Annotated in this window: 12 protein-coding genes; 7 read left to right on the forward strand and 5 right to left on the reverse strand. The window is 58.9% G+C overall.

Translation table 11 applies throughout. The features are described from left to right. Positions 1–4: 4 nt before the first annotated feature. Together KORM41_RS20065 and KORM41_RS20070 are read right to left on the reverse strand one after the other, a co-directional pair. Positions 5–1,612: an acyl-CoA carboxylase subunit beta gene (locus KORM41_RS20065; protein ID WP_068152743.1), complete on the reverse strand. Its 1,608-nt coding sequence runs from the start codon at positions 1,610–1,612 to the stop codon at positions 5–7. Further along, positions 1,612–2,499 (reverse strand): SDR family oxidoreductase, encoded by an 888-nt coding sequence (locus tag KORM41_RS20070; protein ID WP_068152746.1) that lies wholly within the window; start codon positions 2,497–2,499, stop codon positions 1,612–1,614. The genes KORM41_RS20065 and KORM41_RS20070 overlap by 1 nt, the downstream gene beginning before the upstream one ends. Positions 2,500–2,592: 93 nt before the next feature. Here KORM41_RS20070 and KORM41_RS20075 point away from each other — a divergent pair, with 93 nt between their 5' ends. The 3 genes from KORM41_RS20075 (at position 2,593) to KORM41_RS20085 (ending at position 6,764) form a co-directional block, all read left to right on the forward strand. After that, positions 2,593–3,195, forward strand: a complete 603-nt coding sequence (locus tag KORM41_RS20075) for a TetR/AcrR family transcriptional regulator (protein WP_068152751.1) — start codon at positions 2,593–2,595, stop codon at positions 3,193–3,195. A gap of 252 nt (positions 3,196–3,447) precedes the next feature. Further along, complete coding sequence (locus tag KORM41_RS20080; RefSeq protein ID WP_068152754.1) at positions 3,448–5,562, forward strand: M3 family metallopeptidase; 2,115 nt, start codon at positions 3,448–3,450, stop codon at positions 5,560–5,562. 125 nt (positions 5,563–5,687) lie between these two features. Further along, positions 5,688–6,764 (forward strand): EAL domain-containing protein, encoded by a 1,077-nt coding sequence (locus tag KORM41_RS20085; RefSeq protein ID WP_068152757.1) that lies wholly within the window; start codon positions 5,688–5,690, stop codon positions 6,762–6,764. 9 nt (positions 6,765–6,773) lie between these two features. On the opposite strand, the gene KORM41_RS20090 is transcribed toward KORM41_RS20085, so the two are convergent. Genes KORM41_RS20090 through KORM41_RS20100 form a run of 3 tightly spaced genes read right to left on the reverse strand, consistent with a single transcriptional unit; the run spans position 6,774 to position 10,241 of the window. Then, the gene (locus KORM41_RS20090) at positions 6,774–7,526 is read right to left on the reverse strand and encodes a sulfite exporter TauE/SafE family protein (RefSeq protein ID WP_068152760.1); all 753 of its coding nucleotides are present in this window, start codon (positions 7,524–7,526) and stop codon (positions 6,774–6,776) included. 5 nt (positions 7,527–7,531) lie between these two features. Beyond that, positions 7,532–9,301, reverse strand: coding sequence for an N-acyl-D-amino-acid deacylase family protein (locus KORM41_RS20095; RefSeq protein WP_068152762.1), 1,770 nt, complete (start codon positions 9,299–9,301; stop codon positions 7,532–7,534). Further along, entirely contained in the window at positions 9,291–10,241 is a 951-nt protein-coding gene (locus KORM41_RS20100) for a bile acid:sodium symporter family protein (RefSeq protein ID WP_068152765.1), read from the reverse strand. The genes KORM41_RS20095 and KORM41_RS20100 overlap by 11 nt, the downstream gene beginning before the upstream one ends. A gap of 121 nt (positions 10,242–10,362) precedes the next feature. On the opposite strand from KORM41_RS20100, the gene KORM41_RS20105 reads away from it, so the two are divergent. The 4 genes from KORM41_RS20105 to KORM41_RS20120 all read left to right on the forward strand — a co-directional run bounded on the left by KORM41_RS20105 (position 10,363) and on the right by KORM41_RS20120 (position 15,221). Then, on the forward strand, positions 10,363–11,352 hold the full coding sequence (locus KORM41_RS20105) for an AraC family transcriptional regulator (protein WP_068152766.1): 990 nt from the start codon (positions 10,363–10,365) through the stop codon (positions 11,350–11,352). A 143-nt stretch (positions 11,353–11,495) separates the two neighbouring features. Continuing rightward, positions 11,496–12,857 (forward strand): amidohydrolase family protein, encoded by a 1,362-nt coding sequence (locus KORM41_RS20110; protein ID WP_231727357.1) that lies wholly within the window; start codon positions 11,496–11,498, stop codon positions 12,855–12,857. A gap of 105 nt (positions 12,858–12,962) precedes the next feature. After that, positions 12,963–13,541, forward strand: coding sequence for a hypothetical protein (locus KORM41_RS20115; protein ID WP_068152772.1), 579 nt, complete (start codon positions 12,963–12,965; stop codon positions 13,539–13,541). A 135-nt stretch (positions 13,542–13,676) separates the two neighbouring features. Beyond that, positions 13,677–15,221 carry an EAL domain-containing protein gene (locus KORM41_RS20120; RefSeq protein WP_068152774.1) on the forward strand — a complete coding sequence of 515 codons (1,545 nt, stop codon included), beginning with the start codon at positions 13,677–13,679 and terminating at the stop codon, positions 15,219–15,221. Positions 15,222–15,251 lie beyond the last annotated feature (30 nt).

A 15,251-nucleotide genomic window follows, 5' to 3' on the forward strand; every position in this document is an offset into this window, starting at 1 on the left:
CCCCCTAAAAGCGTGCAACGCCAAAAGTGTTGGGCCGGGTTTCGCGGCTGTCCGCGTCCCGGCAGATATCCAATAGGTAAATCAGTAGGTTACGCGTATCGCGCGGGTCGATGATGCCGTCATCCCACAGCCGCGCGGTGCCATAGAGCGCGGTTGAGCAGGCGTCCATCTGGTCGGCTGTCGCCTTTTCCATGGCCGCCAGCATGTCTTCATCCGGCGTTTCACCCATGCGTTTGGCTTTCTCTGTGCCCACGATCCGGAGCACCATACCCGCCTGCGCGCCGCCCATCACGGCGGTGCGGGCGTTAGGCCAGGAGAAAACAAAGCGCGGGTCCACACCGCGACCGCACATGGCATAGTTGCCAGCGCCGTAGCTGCCGCCGATATGAATGGAAATTCTGGGCACCCGCGCGTTCGTGACCGCCTGAATAAGCTTTGAGCCGTGCTTCACCACGCCGCCCGCTTCCGCATCCTTGCCCACCATGAAGCCGGTGGTGTTATGGAGGAACAAGATGGGCACGCCAGACTGATCACAGAGCTGCACGAACTGGGCGGCCTTTGTGGCACCGATGGGCGTGATGGGGCCGTTATTGCCGATGATGCCCACGGTCTGGCCTGCGACGCTTGCGTGGCCGCATACCGTCTGGCTGTCATAGTCATTCTTGAAATCAAGGAAATCTGAGCCGTCCACCAGCCGCGCGATCACCTCGCGCACGTCATAAGGCGTTTTGGCGTCTGCGGGCACCACGCCGATCAGCTCATTGGGTGAGAAGAGCGGTGCTGGATAGTCGTCCTGTTTCGTACCGGGCGCTTTCCATGGTAGGCGCTTCATTATTTCGCAGGCGTAACGAATGCCGTCAGCGTCATCTTCGGCCAGATATTCGGCTGTGCCGGTGACTTCCGCGTGTAGTTCTGCGCCGCCAAGTTCCTCATCTACGGCGATCTCGCCGGTGGCAGCCTTCAGAAGTGGTGGCCCCGCAAGGAACACTTTCGAGCGCCCGCGCACCATCACGACATAATCCGATAGGCCGGGCTGGTACGCTCCGCCCGCCGTGCTGCTTCCGTGCACCACCGTGATTTGCGGAATGCCAGCGGCGGAAAGGCGCGCCTGGTTTGCGAAGCTGCGCGCGCCTTCAACAAACATGTCGGAGACATGCTGCAGGTTCGCGCCGCCGCCTTCCATCAGGCCGACAATGGGCAGCTTGTTTTCCATGGCGATATTCTGAAGGCGCAGCCCTTTGTTGAGGCCTGCGGGCGATACTGTGCCGCCTTTGACCGCACTGTTTGACACAATCACCATGCAGCGCTTGCCGCTGACATAGCCGATCCCCGCGATGGAGCCGCCAGCGCCAGACCCGTCCCGGTCATCATACATCTTGTAGCCCGCGAGAGCCGATAGTTCCAGAAACGGCGTGCCGGGGTCGAGGAGTAGCGCGAGCCGCTCCTTGGGCAGAAGCTTGCCGCGCTTGTCAAACAGCGCACGGGCCTTTTCCTGCGCCTGCGCTTTCAGGTCCTCAATGGCTGCGATCTCATCCAGCGCGGCCTGCATGGAGGCGGCGTTCGCTTTGAACGTGTCGGACGATGTATCGATCTGGCTGTCAAGTTCGGGCATCAGTCTTCCCCACCCAGCAGTTTGGGCACACGATAGCGGTGGAAGCCTTGGTAGCTTTCGCTGTTCTTCGCACCCTGGGGCGGGAACATGGGGCTGAACAGGCTGCCGCCGCCATCCACGCGCAGGCTGGCGCCGGATACAAACGCCGCACCGGGAGACAGAAGGAACACAATGGTGCTGGCGATTTCCGCTTCGGTGGCGATGCGCCCAAGCGGCACGAAATTCTTGAGCTGCGGCAGGATCGCCTTCACCTGCGGGTCGGTATAGGTGTCGAAGCCCGAGGAGGCCACCCAGCCGGGGGCCACCGAGTTTACCCGCACGCCGAAGCGGCCCCATTCGACCGCCGCGGTTTTGGTGAAATTATCGCACGCCGCGCGCGCTGCACCTGAATGGCCCATGGTAGGCATGCCGTTCCAGAAATCGGCGGTGATGTTCACCACTGCGCCGCCGGTGTCCTTCATGCTTTGCGTAACCAACTCACGCGTCACGTTAAAGGCGCCCACCACGTTGGTGCGCAGCACAGTTTCAAACCCTTTGGTGGAAATGGCCTCAAGAGGGGAAGGGTATTGCCCGCCCGCGTTATTCACCAGGCCCGTCACGGGGCCACCCTTGAGGATGTCTGCAATGGCGGCCTTTACGGCCTCTTCATCGCGGATATCGAAGGCGCTTGTTTGGCACGTGCCGCCATCTTCAGTGATTTCAGCCTGAACTGTGTCCAGTTTGTCCTGGTTGCGGCCGGTGATGATGACCTCTGCGCCAAGGCTTGCGAGCTCATGCGCGGTGCAGCGCCCGATGCCGCTGCCGCCGCCGGTGACGACAATACGTGTCCCCGTAAAAAGCCCGCCCTTGAAGACAGACCTGTATCCCGATTGAGCCTCCCCAGACATCGGTATCCTTCCACTTGATTTAATTGTTGGCATTAATTAAAAACAAGCAAGCGCTTGGTTGTCAAGCGTTGTCGGATGGAGTAGCCTTCCCGCATGACAGTTGCTTTGGAAAATCAGGTCCCGGATGCCTTTGAAATCAGCCGCGCGAAGGAGCGGATTTTGAAGGAAGCCATTGATCTATTTTATGAAAAAGGGTTCGAGCGCACGACTGTGCGGGACATTGCGGCGCGTGCCGGCATCCTGTCCGGCAGCCTGTTTCATCATTTCAAAAGCAAGCAGGAAATCCTTTATACAGCCATGGCGCTGACGACTCGCTCCATGGGTGAAAGTGCCGAGAAGGCGGTTGAGGGTCTTGACGATCCGGTCGAGCAGCTCAGGGCGCTTGTCTTGAATGAGCTTAACAGCATTCACCGGGAAAGCGGCCATGCGGCTTATGTGCTGGTGGACGAATGGCGCAGCCTGGAACCGCAGTACCGCGATGCTGTGCTGGCCATCCGGGACGGCAGCTACGATGCCTGCTGGAACAGCGCGCTCGAGGGCTGTGCCGCCAAGGGGCTTCTCAAGGGCGACCCCAAGATCACACGTCAGCTGATCCGCGGCGCACTTGCCTGGACGCGGAACTGGTTCCAACCAGACGGCAAGATGACCCTGAAGGCCCTGGCGGATGAGGTGCTGACTACCTTCCTTCAGTCCTAAAGCAGGCTTGTCATGCCGGGCGAGCGCCAGAAGGCGCGAGGGAACGGCATCCATGACTGCCTCAAGTGGCAGGGATTTAGTGGTGGACCCTGAAACAAGTTCAGGGTGACGGCTAACCATCCGTCGCAAACGCCCCGCATTTCGCCGCATTCCTTGTGTCTTGCCAATATCCCCGTTTATAACTGTGCCCCTAGAAAAAGAAGAAGGCCCGACAAGGGTAGGGCCGCACCAAAACAGACCTAAGGGGTTACCATGAAAAAATTCAAGAAAGCCGCGCTTGCAGCGGCGCTTATGGGCATGGCGCTGCCGATGGCTGCACCATCCGCGACAGCTGAAGACACCAACCCGTTCTTTGAGGAATGGACCACGCCGCATGGCCTGGCGCCTTTCAGCCAGATCGAAAACGCAGACTATATGCCCGCGTTCGAGAAGGCCTTTGCAGAAAGCCGCGCGGATATTGATGCCATTGCGAACAACCCGGACGCGCCAACCTTTGAGAACACCATTGCCGCGCTGGATAAGTCAGGCAAGCTTTTGAACAAGGTAGCTGGTGTTTTCTATAACCTCACCGGCTCGCATACCAACCCGGAGATGCAGGAAATCCAGGCCACGGTTTCCGGCATGTTCAGTCGCCACAACAACGAGACGCTTTTCAACAAGAAGCTGTTCGACCGTGTGGACGCGCTTTACCAGAAACGCGACAGCCTGGATCTGACGCCTGAACAGGCGCGCATGCTGTGGCGCACGCACCTGGATTTCACCAGCGCTGGCGCAAATCTGGATGAGGACGCGAAAGCGGAACTGGCGAAGCTGAATGAGGAAATCTCGGGCCTGACGACAAAGTTTGGGCGCAACGTGCTGGGTGCCACGAACGCATTCGAGATGATCGTGGAAAATGAGGCGGATCTGGCGGGCCTGCCTGATTTCGTGGTTGCGGCAGCGGCCGAGATGGCCAAGGAACGTGGGCATGAAGGCAAATGGATGTTCACCGCCACGCGCTCCAGCTTCACGCCGTTCATGACCTTCTCCACCCGCCGGGACCTGCGCGAGAAGCTGCATAAGGGCTATATGGCACGCGGCGCCAAGGGCACCGAGTTCGATAATACCGAGATCGTAAAGGACATCCTGCAGGCGCGCGAAAAGCGGGCCAAGCTTCTGGGCTACAAGAACCACGCTGAATATCAGATGGCGGACCGCATGATGGGGCACCCTGACCGGGCGTTCGAGCTTTTGAACCGTATCTGGGAACCTGCGCTGGAAAAAGCCAAAGAAGAGCGCGCAGCGCTTCAGGAAATGGTGAACAGCGAAGGCGGCGATTTCGAGCTGGCGGCGTGGGACTGGTGGCACTATGCCGAAAAAGTCCGCAAGGCGCGCTATGACCTGGATGAGCAGACGCTGAAGCCATATTTCGTGCTAGATAACGTGCTGAAGGGCGCGTTCCACACAGCAAACAAGCTGTGGGGCCTGACGTTCAAGGAACGCACGGATATTGACACCTATCACCCCGATGTCCGCACCTTCGAGGTGTATGAAAAAGACGGCAGCTACCTGGGTCTTTACCTGACAGACCATCATGCCCGTGCGTCCAAGCGCGGCGGTGCCTGGAACAACAGCTTCCGGTCCCAGAAGAAAGTGGACGGTGTCGCGACGCCGATTGTGGTCAACGTGATGAGCTTCCCCAAGGGCTCTGGCGACGTGCCGCCTCTGTTGTCTGCTGATAATGTGGGCACGCTATTCCATGAGTTCGGCCACGCCATGCACACGCTGATGTCTGACGTGACCTATGACCGCATGAACAGCATGGCCTGGGACTTTGTCGAATTCCCGAGCCAGATTTTCGAAGGCTGGGCGTGGGAGCCAGAGGTGCTGCGCGTTTACGCCAAGCACTATAAAACTGGTGAGGTGATCCCGGAGAACATGATCGAACGCCTGGAAGCGGCTTCGAAGTTCAACCAAGGCTTCGCGACAGTTGAATATGTGTCTGCCGCCCTTCTGGACATGCACTGGCACACCCGCAGTATTGCGGACGACGTTGATGTGGCGGCGTTCGAGAAGCAGGTGCTGGATGAGATCGGCCTGATCGACGAGATCGTTGTGCGCTACCGCACGCCATACTTCAACCACGCCTTTGGTGGTTCGGCCTATGCGGCGGGCTACTATACTTACCTGTGGTCTGAAGTGCTGTCGGCTGATGCTTACGCCACCTTCGCGGAAGAGGGCATCTTCAACCAGGATGTGGCGGCGCGTCTGAGGCATTCGATCCTTGAGCCACGGGGCGCGCGCGACCCGATGGAAATGTTCGAGGAATTCAAAGGCCGCGAATACAAGCTGGACGCTATCCTTGAGGCCCGCGGCCTGACCGACTAGGTCTCGCACACAGCCAGAAAATACGAAGCCCCGGCCTGCTGGTCGGGGCTTTTGCTTTATGGGTTTGCTGATCCAATGCGTTTGGGCTGTCGTAAGCCAGACGAAACAAACTTCAGGAGGCCGCCATGGACTGCAAGGAATGTGAAACCATCCACGCCCACATCTTCGAGAAGACGTTCTTCTGGATTTACGTTCCAACGAGCAAGGCTGCCGACCGGCTGAAGGAAATCGCCAGACATCGTGGGCTTGAGGGGGAGGCCTTTGACCAGACATCCTACCGCATCGTCATGGGCAGGGCTGATGTGGGGGCGTTTCTGACCACCCTCTTTGGGGAGTTCAACGGCCAGGAACTTGCCAACACCAAGATCGTCACGACAAAGGATGAAACCCTTTCGCCGTCAGACATGGGGCGTGTGTTCCAGGCTGATGTGTTTATCAATCGCTTCCAGAGCCAGTGGATTATCGAATCCCTGGAGGCAAAACGCTATGAGACATGGTTCCAGCCCATCTTCCACGCCAAACAGCCGGACCAGGCCTTTGGCCAGGAAGGGCTTTTCAGGCTGCGCGATGCTGAGGGCACCATCATTCCACCCGGTCACGTCTTTGATGTGGCTAGCAAGTCTGACCTGCTGTTCACTGCAGACCTTCTGGCGCGTAAAAGCGCGGTTGAGGCTGCTGCGGCGGGACGGCTGAAAGGCAAGATTTTCATCAACTTCAACCCATCCAGCATCTATGATCCCGCCTATTGCCTGCGCGCAACGGCCGCGGCCATTGAGGCCGCCGGGCTCAAGCCTCGCGACGTGGTTTTCGAGCTGACGGAAACGCATCAGGCGCGGGACAAGGCACACCTGAAGGGTATTCTGGCGTTTTACCGGAGCGCAGGCTTTGGCGTGGCGCTGGATGATATCGGCTCGGGCTGGTCCGGTCTTAATATGCTGCACGAGATGCGGCCCGACTATGTCAAGCTGGACATGGATCTGGTGCGGGATGTCCATGAAGATGTTTTCAAGCAGACGATCGTGAAACGCCTGCTGCAGATTGCCAAGGACAACGGCATCAAAACGATTGCTGAGGGCATTGAATGTGCAGAAGAAGCCCAGTGCCTTACGAAAATGGGCGCGGATTACCTGCAGGGCTATTATTTCGCCAAGCCCGCCCCGGTGTTGCCGGCGGACGAGAACCCGCTGGCCGAAGCCAGCTAAAATGACCAGCTAGAAGATCGCGGCCGCCGCGACGCTGAGACCGATAGCGAACAGCGCCCAGATGGCGATGGGGCGGTGGCTGGCGTCGCCGTATTTCTCGAATAGCCAGTCGCCGGTCCTGTTGCCGATCAGCATGGCAGGATAACAGACGGCGAACAGCGTCAGCTCCTTCAGCCCGATGATGCCCTCAATGGTGTAGCTTGTGGCAGCGAAGGCGGCAGAGAAAAGGAAAAAGCCCATAAGGAAGGCGCGCGCGACGCGGGCCCGGTCATAGACCGCCATCGAATAGATGATCACCGGCGGCCCTGGGATGGCCAGTGCCCCATTCAGGAGGCCGGACATCAGCCCAGAGCCAAGCCCGAAGATGCCACCCGCCCGGTGCGGTGCGGGCTTGTATTTGGCCAAGAGGAAACAGGCCAGCATCACCGTGCCGCCGATCAGCAGCCGGAAAGCATCGGGGCTGAACAGCAGCAGAAGATAGGTGCCGAGCAATGTTCCAACGGCAGACGTGACGATCATGCCTGCCATATCCCTTATCGGTACGTCCTTCCAATAGGTGCGGATGGTCTGCAGCGATACTGTCAGGGTCAGCAGCACGATCACGCTTGCCGCCGTGGTTGGCGCGATCACAAGGCTGAAGACCGGCAGTGCCGCCAGCGCGAAGCCGAAGCCGGTGAAGGCGCGAAGGATCGCTGCCAGAAGAACGGTTGCGGCCAGCCCCACAAGTGTGAGGAGGCCAATTTCGGAAAGAATGTCCGCCACGTTTGTTATGCCGCCTTTGAGCCAAGCCTTACCAGACGGCCGGGCCTTAGGCCTGTAAGCTTGTCGTTCTCAAGAACCACTTTGCCGTCTACAATCGTGGCTATATAGCCCGTGGCTTCCTGAAGCAAGCGCTGGCCGCCCGCCGGAAGGTCCTTGACCATATGCGGCGCGTGCAGGCGCAACCTCGCATGGTCGATCACATTGATGTTGGCTTTCTTGCCCACCTCCAGCCTACCGCGATCCTTGAAGCCGACATAATCTGCGATCTCGGACGTCAGCATCTGCACAGCGCGTGCGAGCGGGATCTGTGGCCCCTGCTTGCGGTCCCGCGCCCAGTGGCACAACAGATAGGTCGGGAAGCTGGCGTCACACACGGTGCCAACATGCGCCCCGCCGTCCGACAGGCCCATGATCGCCTGCGGGTGGGTCATCATCTCGTGCACGGCGGTATAATTCAGGTCGGTATAATTATAGATCGGGAAATAGAGGAATTCCTGCCCGTCTTTTTCCAAGAGGATGTCGTAGATCTTTGATAACGGCGTTACGCCGTCTTCCTGGGCCATCTTGTAGACGCTGGCATTCACGCTCTGCTCATAATCCGGGTTTTCCCCCAGCTTGAACATCTTGCAGCTGATGAAATCAATCTGCTGCAAAAGGATGTCTGCAAGGGGCGGAATGGCCGTGCCGTCGCCCGCGACCTTCTCTGATTTCTCGCTCAGCAGCTGTTCCTTGAACTCAGGATCGCGCATGGCTTCCACACGCTCGTCCAGTGGCAGGTGGCTGATGCGTTTGTAGCTTGGGAAGCCAATGAATGGGTGGAAGGTGCACTGAAGCCCCAATATCACGCCAATGCCGCGCGGCGCGGTCTGCAGGCGCATGTTGATGCCCTTGTCTTTAGCGCCTTCGGCGCGGGCAATGATGTTCTTCCACTGTTTGGGCGCGAAGTCCCGCTGCATCAGAGACAGCGAAAAAGGCCGCCCGCCGGATGCGCCCGCGAAGGCTTCAAGGAGGTCGAACTCGCGGTCGAAGGCCGCCGGGTCACCGCGCTCAAGGTCGAAATCATTCACCGCCTGCAACACGCCGTGGTCCAGCCCTTTGAAGGCTTCGGCGATGCCCACGAGCTCTTCCTTCGTGGCTTCGGATGCAGGGGTCCAGTCGCCGTCGGCTGTGCGGTGTACGTCTGATCGCCCGGTGGAGAAACCAACTGCGCCAGCCTCGAGAGCCGCGCGCGTCAGTTCGCGCATCCTGGCGATATCCTCATCGGTCGCGGGCTCGCCTGATACCGCGCGGTCGCCCATCACATAGACGCGCAGCGGGTCATGCACCACTTGGGCCGCATAGTCGATGGTGTGCGGGAAATCGATGGCGTCCATATAGTCCGCGAAGCTTTCCCAGTTCCAGCTGAGGCCTTCCGCCAGCGCGGTGCCGGGGATGTCCTCAACCCCTTCCATCAGGCGCACGAGGCGGTCATGGTCTTTTGGCAGGACAGGCGCGAAGCCCACGCCGCAGCTGCCCATCACTGCGGTGGTCACGCCGTGGTTGACGCTGGGCTGGAGGTCCGCGTCCCAGGAAACCTGGCCGTCATAATGGGTGTGCAGGTCAAGGAAACCGGGGGTGACGATGGCGCCTGCGGCATCGATCACGCGCTCGGCCTCTCCAAGGCCCAAACCGATGGCGGCAATTTTGCCGTCCTTGACCGCCACGTCGCCCGTGGTGGGCTCGCCGCCGTTGCCGTCATAGATGGTGCCGCCCTTGATGATCAGGTCATATGCCATGTGTGTCCTCCTGCAATTTAGGGGGTGAATAGTGTGTTATGCGGTCCGCCAGCCGGAACAGGCCGGTAACAGCAAAGCCGCCAATGAAATGCCAGATGCCCCAGGTGGCGAGAACCATCGCCCCGGAGCCAAGCCCGCCAAACTGGCTGAGCATGATAAGAAGGCCGAGACCTGAATTCTGGATGCCGATCTCGAACACCAGCGCGCGCCGGGCGGCACGGGTCCTGAGGCCAAACATGCCAACAAGCCCACCAAGGATGAAAGCAGCCGTGTTGTGAAGCGCCACATAGGGCAAAATCTGGTCGCCAAAATGCTTGAGAAGGTCAAGGTTGGTCGCCAGCCCCACGGCCACAATCACCACAATCACCGCGACCGCGAGCGGCAGGCACATGCGCTGCAGCTTGTGGGCAAGCTTGGGCCGGTAGTGTGACAGCACAATTCCGAACCCGAGCGGCACAAGAAGCGTGAGGCTGGTGTTCAGCACAAATGACAGCCGGTCCAGATGGATGGCTTCCACAAGGTCCCGCGTGGGGCCATAAAGGCTGGTCCAGAAAAGGATCGCAAGCGGCAGGAAGGCGGCTGAAAACAGGCTGGAGCATGTGGTGAGCGAGACGCTGTAGGCCACATCGCCCCGGCTGAGCCGCGTGAACAGGTTGGATACATTCCCACCCGGGCAGCAGGCCACGATGATCATACCAAGGGCGATGCCCGCCATGGGTTCGAACAGCGTGAGGATCGCGAGTGTGACCAGCGGCAGGCCTATAATCTGTGCCATCAGGCCATAGAAAACGCTGCGCTTGTGGGTTCTGAGGAATGAGAAATCATCGGTCTTGAGCCCCAGCGCCACAGAGAACATGGTGAAGGCGAGAGAGACGGCGAGCGCGAGCTGCGTGCCCGGCTCCAGCGTGATCACGGCGTCATTGATGGCGCTTGCGTCCATGCTTTTCCATCCCTCCCAAAGTGTCCCCTTCCCAAAGGACGCGGTAAATCTACTTGACGATTGCTGCCTTGTGAATGACAGTCGGCGTCTAAAAATTGATATTTTACGCCAAGAAGATCAAGTGAACGATACCGTCCTTACCCGCTATCTGGCCACGCTCGTGGATGTGATGCACGCCGAATATGGTGTTGCACCCGGCGCGCTTTATAAAGCCGCGGGGATCGCGCCCCTTGCGGAAGGGCGGGTCGGCGAAGAGACCGCTGAAGCCCTGTGGGTGGCCGCCGAAAAGCTATCGGGCGACGGGCTTTTGGGCCTGAAGGTTGGGGCGCGCGTTCGCTACAGCAGCTATTCCACCCTTGGGCATCTTCTTGTGACCGCGAAAACGGTGGGCGAGTCGCTCAAGGCTGCGTGTGACCTGGCCTTTTATGTGGGCGCGGCAGGACAGCTTCACATGGAAGAGGCGGCGGACGAATGCGCCATTGTCTATGAACCGCTGCGGGCAGACTGGCGCGCACCCTTTGTGCGGTCAGAAGCCGTTCTGCTGCCCATGGTAAGGTTTGCGCGCTGGGCTTCGCCGGGTGTGGAGCCCAAACAAGTGATCCTGACCCGGCCAATCCCACCCAAACCCCAGGCCTTTGTTGATGCTTTTGGCGCGCCGGTTACATTTGGCGGTCGCCGTCATGCAGTTGTCTGGGATGCGGCGGCCCTCAGTCAGCCGATGAATGATGCCAACCCTGCGCTCAATGAAATGCTGCGCGCCCATGTGGAAGCGGAAATACCAAAGAAGGAAGGCGTGCTGGCGCAGGTAAAGGCCACCCTTCTGAAAGCGCTTTCTGACGGCACCGACGTCAGCATCACAGCGGCGGCAAAGGCGGTCGGCATGTCTGAACGCAGCCTGCAGCGGGCGCTGGCGGCGGAAGGGGCGGCCTTTCGGGATATGCTTACAGAGGTACGGCGGAACGAGGCCTGCCGCCTTCTGAAGGAAACAGCATTGCCGGTCTCGGATATCGCCATAAGGCTTGGCTATTCGGAACCCGCGGCTTTTGTGCGGGCTTTCCGGCGCTGGTTCCAAGCCTCTCCGGCGCAGTGGCGCAAATTGGCGCGCAAGTGATTGGCGGGGCTTAACCGCTGGGCTAGGGTTAACAATTGAGACACAGGTTTCAGGCTAGGATGAGACAGAGAATGATAGCGAAAACAATGGCAAGAGTGGCGGGTTTGATCGCCGCTTTCATGACAGTTGAAGGAAGCCTTTTCATGAGTGCAGCTTCGGACAAGACCCCCGTAGATATGATCGTTCATGGCAGCTATCTGGTGACCATGGATGACGCAAAAGGCGTGATCGAAGGAGGTGCGGTTGCGGTCAAGGACGGCGCGATAGTGGCCGTGGGCACAGACGCGGAAATCACCGGTGCTTACACATCCGATCAGGTTATCGCGGGCGAGGGCCGGGTGCTGATGCCGGGCCTTGTGAACGCGCACACGCATACGGCCATGACCCTGTTCCGCGGTATGGCAGACGACCTTGAGCTGATGACATGGCTGACCAAATATATCTTCCCCATGGAAGGCCGCTATGTGGACCCTGACTTCATCAAGGTGGGATCGGAACTGGCCTGCTGGGAGATGATCCAGAGTGGCACGACAAGCTTTGTCGATATGTATTTTTACCCGGAAGTGATCGCGGGTGTGGTGGATAAATGCGGCCTGCGCGCTGTGATCACCGCGCCGATGATTGACTTTCCGAGCCCTGGGTTCAAGGGCTGGGATGACAGCTTCAATGCTGGTGTCAAGTTCGTGCGCGACTGGCAGGGCAAGAATGCCCGCATCACCCCAGGGCTTGCGCCCCACGCGCCCTATACGGTGTCGAAAGAGCATCTGGCGGACGTTGCCAAAGTGGCGATCGAGCTGGATGCGCCTATCTCGATCCATATTGCGGAAGATAAATCTGAGCTCGATACAATCCGCGGCAAATACCAGCAGACCTCCATCGAAGAACTGTCGGATGTTGGCATGCTGGACGCACAGGTGATCGCGGCCCATGTTGTCTGGCCATCCGACAGCGACATGAAGCTTGTGGCGGGCAAAAACTTCGCCGCGATCCACAACCCCACATCCAACATGAAAACCGGGGCCGGCTTTTCGCCCGTGCCGAAGCTGCTGGAAGCGGGTGTGACTGTGGGGTTGGCGACAGACGGCGCGGCATCCAACAATAACCTCAATATGTGGGATGAAATCCATCTGGCGGCACTTGTTCACAAGGGCGTGGCAACCGACCCCACGGTGCTGCCGGCGGCGACCGCGCTTGACCTTGCAACCCGCATGGGCGCCAAAGCCGCAGGGCTTGAAGGTGTGACCGGTGTGCTGAAGTCGGGCCTTCGGGCTGACATGATCCAGGTATCGATTGACAGCCTTCGCATGCAGCCGCTTTATGATGTGGTGTCGCAGCTTGTCTATGTGGCGGATCAGCAGGATGTGGTGACCACTATTGTGGACGGTAACGTGCTGATGCAGGACGGCAAGGTGCTGACCATCGATGAAGATGCCCTGCGTGCCCGCGTGCTGGAGATTTCAGCCCGCATCCGGGCAGATGTGGAAAAGACCCGGGCGGCCAATTAGGCTGCCTTTCCGCATCGTTTACAGCCCTATCTAATAGTTGTATCTTTAACACTGGTGGTTGGTGGCTATTTGCGTCGCCAACTGCAATTAGGTGGGGGATGCAAGATGAGATCTTTGGGACTTTTGTTTGCCGCTGTGCTTGTGGCAGTTTCCAGCCCTTTGGCTGCGCGGTCAGCAGATACGGATGCTGATGTTGCCGCACCGGCCCAATATGCGGTGATTGAGGTTGTCGTGCATCCGCTGTTTCAGCGCGGTGCTTTCGTCAAGAAAGTTTATGAGAATTACGATGAACGACTGCTGCTGAATCAGGCAGTGATGGACCATGTAAAATATCGCCTGGGAAGTGCTTTGATCGCAGACAAGCTTTTCACTTCCCGCACGCCGCTGGAAATAAAATTCGACCTGTTGCGTGTCGATCTGATTGGCGAGCGAGAGCAGATCGACCCAGTTACCAAGGAAAGATTCGCAACGCTGGGTACGAACGGACACGCCATCGCCGTTGCGAAGCTAAGTTTTGACAAGGACGGCAAGACCTTCGAACGTCGATACAAATCCACGGAAGACCGGAAGCTGAAATTCACGTCGGATCAGGCAACGAACAGGGAGCTGTTGAGCCTTGCGCTCGATAGCCTGATCCAATCGGCTCTGTCCGACCCTGACGTCGTTGAGTTTCTGGCAAGCTGATGCTTTGATGCCTGATCGAGTTGCTTTGAGTTCATTCAAATTTGAAGCAATATTTTACATGACCTTAAAATCCGTGTGTTATGAGGGAAAGAGAGTAAATCAGGCACATCAAGTATTTAGGTAGGCGAGGGCGTTGTGAGCGAGCCAGAATTCAGCTTATTCCTTGTCAAAAAGAGCTACATCGACAAGGCGGATGATCAGTTCAAGACGATCATGCGGTGGAAGGATGTTGATCTTTTCAGGCAGCCGCTGAGTTTCCTGTTCCCTGCTGACGCCCATGACCGGGTGGAGCGCCTCTTGGACCGCGATGATGTGTCCATCTTCCAGAATGTGGTGTTCCCGCGCGTGCCGCTCCGGCTCAAGACCGGCGGCTATATCAATTTCGACATGAAGCTGGTGACTGTGGCGGAAGGCGGGCGCCGCCTGGACTTCTACAAGCCTGGCCGCGCGGATGATCTGAACGCAGCACAGACAGCAGAGGCCGCTGCACCCGCCGCTGATATGTACAGCTTCTTCAATTTCGTTGAGGACCTGCTGGCGTCCCCGTTTGAAGGCGACCTGGACCTGACGATGGTCAGCATGGATGCCCTGAGGGACGGCAGCGATGCGGGCCTGACGGACGAAGAGAAAGACAGCGCACGGTCTGAATTTGAGGCCAACCTGCAAAAGCACGCGGTTGGCGGCAAGGTGGGTAAGCTGGATGAAGCGTCCTATGGCCTCCTGACCGCCAGTGGGTTCGACGAGGAAGCCTTCGACCTTGAGATGCAGAATGTGGCGGCGCGGCTGAATATCGCGCCGGAAAAGCTCGCGCTCAATAAAGCCAACATGGCGATCGATGACCGTGATGTGGCGCCCGAGAAACTGCACCAGGCGCTTCATCAGGCGCGCGGCGTGTTTGTGGGCGAAATTGAAGACGAGCACGGCATTGAAAAGCTCACCGGCGTTATCGACGGCATCGAGCATAACAGGAAGCTGATTCAGGAAGCGATCAAGCGCTACAAGTATCGCACCAGCCCGCGGTCTGTGTCAGACAACGTGGCGTCGGTTTCCATTGCAGTGCTGCAACAGGGCAAGGTGAATCTTGAGGGCCAGATCAGGCGCCCGGATGAGATTATCGTGCTGGCCGACCACCCTGATATATCGATCGAACATGACCTCGCACAGCTGGAGGACCTGATCCGCATGCGGGTCAGGAAGCCAGCGGATGAACGCGAAAAGCCGGACTATTATGAGCTGTGCCGGTCCACCATGATTCAGGAGCGTTTTCAGGAAGAGCTTGCCGCCATGCTTGAGCGTCACGGCGAAGACGCGTCGCGCATCGGCTTCCGCATCAAGGGTATGCCGCCCGTGCGCCGCGGTGGCCTGCACTGGGACGCGCTGAACCGTTTGGCGGCAAACGGCCACCCCATCTGGATCGACCGTTTCGGAGACGCGGTGGTGGCGCCCGAAGCGCTTCAGTGCCTGAAGGGCGGGATGATCGAGATGCCGCCACCAATGATGAAAAAGCTCGCCGGGCATTTTGACGGCAAGGAAATGATGAGCCAGCTTGTCGCCACGTGGCAGGCCATGAACGTGCGTGTGGTCTCGGCGGATCTGCCGGACTATGACATGAAAACCCTGGCGCAGGAGCTGGGCATTACCATCGCGGTCGAGGACGCGCCCGAAGCCCGCGCCTCTTAACCGACTGATCCTCCTTCCAATTCGGTCCTG

The sequence above is a fragment of the Kordiimonas lipolytica genome, from assembly GCF_001550065.1.

Excerpts from the sequence above, each read along its gene's own strand:
- KORM41_RS20095 (WP_068152762.1), bottom strand. The coding sequence starts at position 9,301 with ATGGCATATGACCTGATCATCAAGGGCGGCACCATCTATGACGGCAAC.
- KORM41_RS20115 (WP_068152772.1), top strand. The coding sequence starts at position 12,963 with ATGAGATCTTTGGGACTTTTGTTTGCCGCTGTGCTTGTGGCAGTTTCC.
- KORM41_RS20075 (WP_068152751.1), top strand. The coding sequence starts at position 2,593 with ATGACAGTTGCTTTGGAAAATCAGGTCCCGGATGCCTTTGAAATCAGC.
- KORM41_RS20100 (WP_068152765.1), bottom strand. The coding sequence starts at position 10,241 with ATGGACGCAAGCGCCATCAATGACGCCGTGATCACGCTGGAGCCGGGC.
- KORM41_RS20080 (WP_068152754.1), top strand. The coding sequence starts at position 3,448 with ATGAAAAAATTCAAGAAAGCCGCGCTTGCAGCGGCGCTTATGGGCATG.
- KORM41_RS20110 (WP_231727357.1), top strand. The coding sequence starts at position 11,496 with ATGAGTGCAGCTTCGGACAAGACCCCCGTAGATATGATCGTTCATGGC.
- KORM41_RS20065 (WP_068152743.1), bottom strand. The coding sequence starts at position 1,612 with ATGCCCGAACTTGACAGCCAGATCGATACATCGTCCGACACGTTCAAA.
- KORM41_RS20085 (WP_068152757.1), top strand. The coding sequence starts at position 5,688 with ATGGACTGCAAGGAATGTGAAACCATCCACGCCCACATCTTCGAGAAG.
- KORM41_RS20070 (WP_068152746.1), bottom strand. The coding sequence starts at position 2,499 with ATGTCTGGGGAGGCTCAATCGGGATACAGGTCTGTCTTCAAGGGCGGG.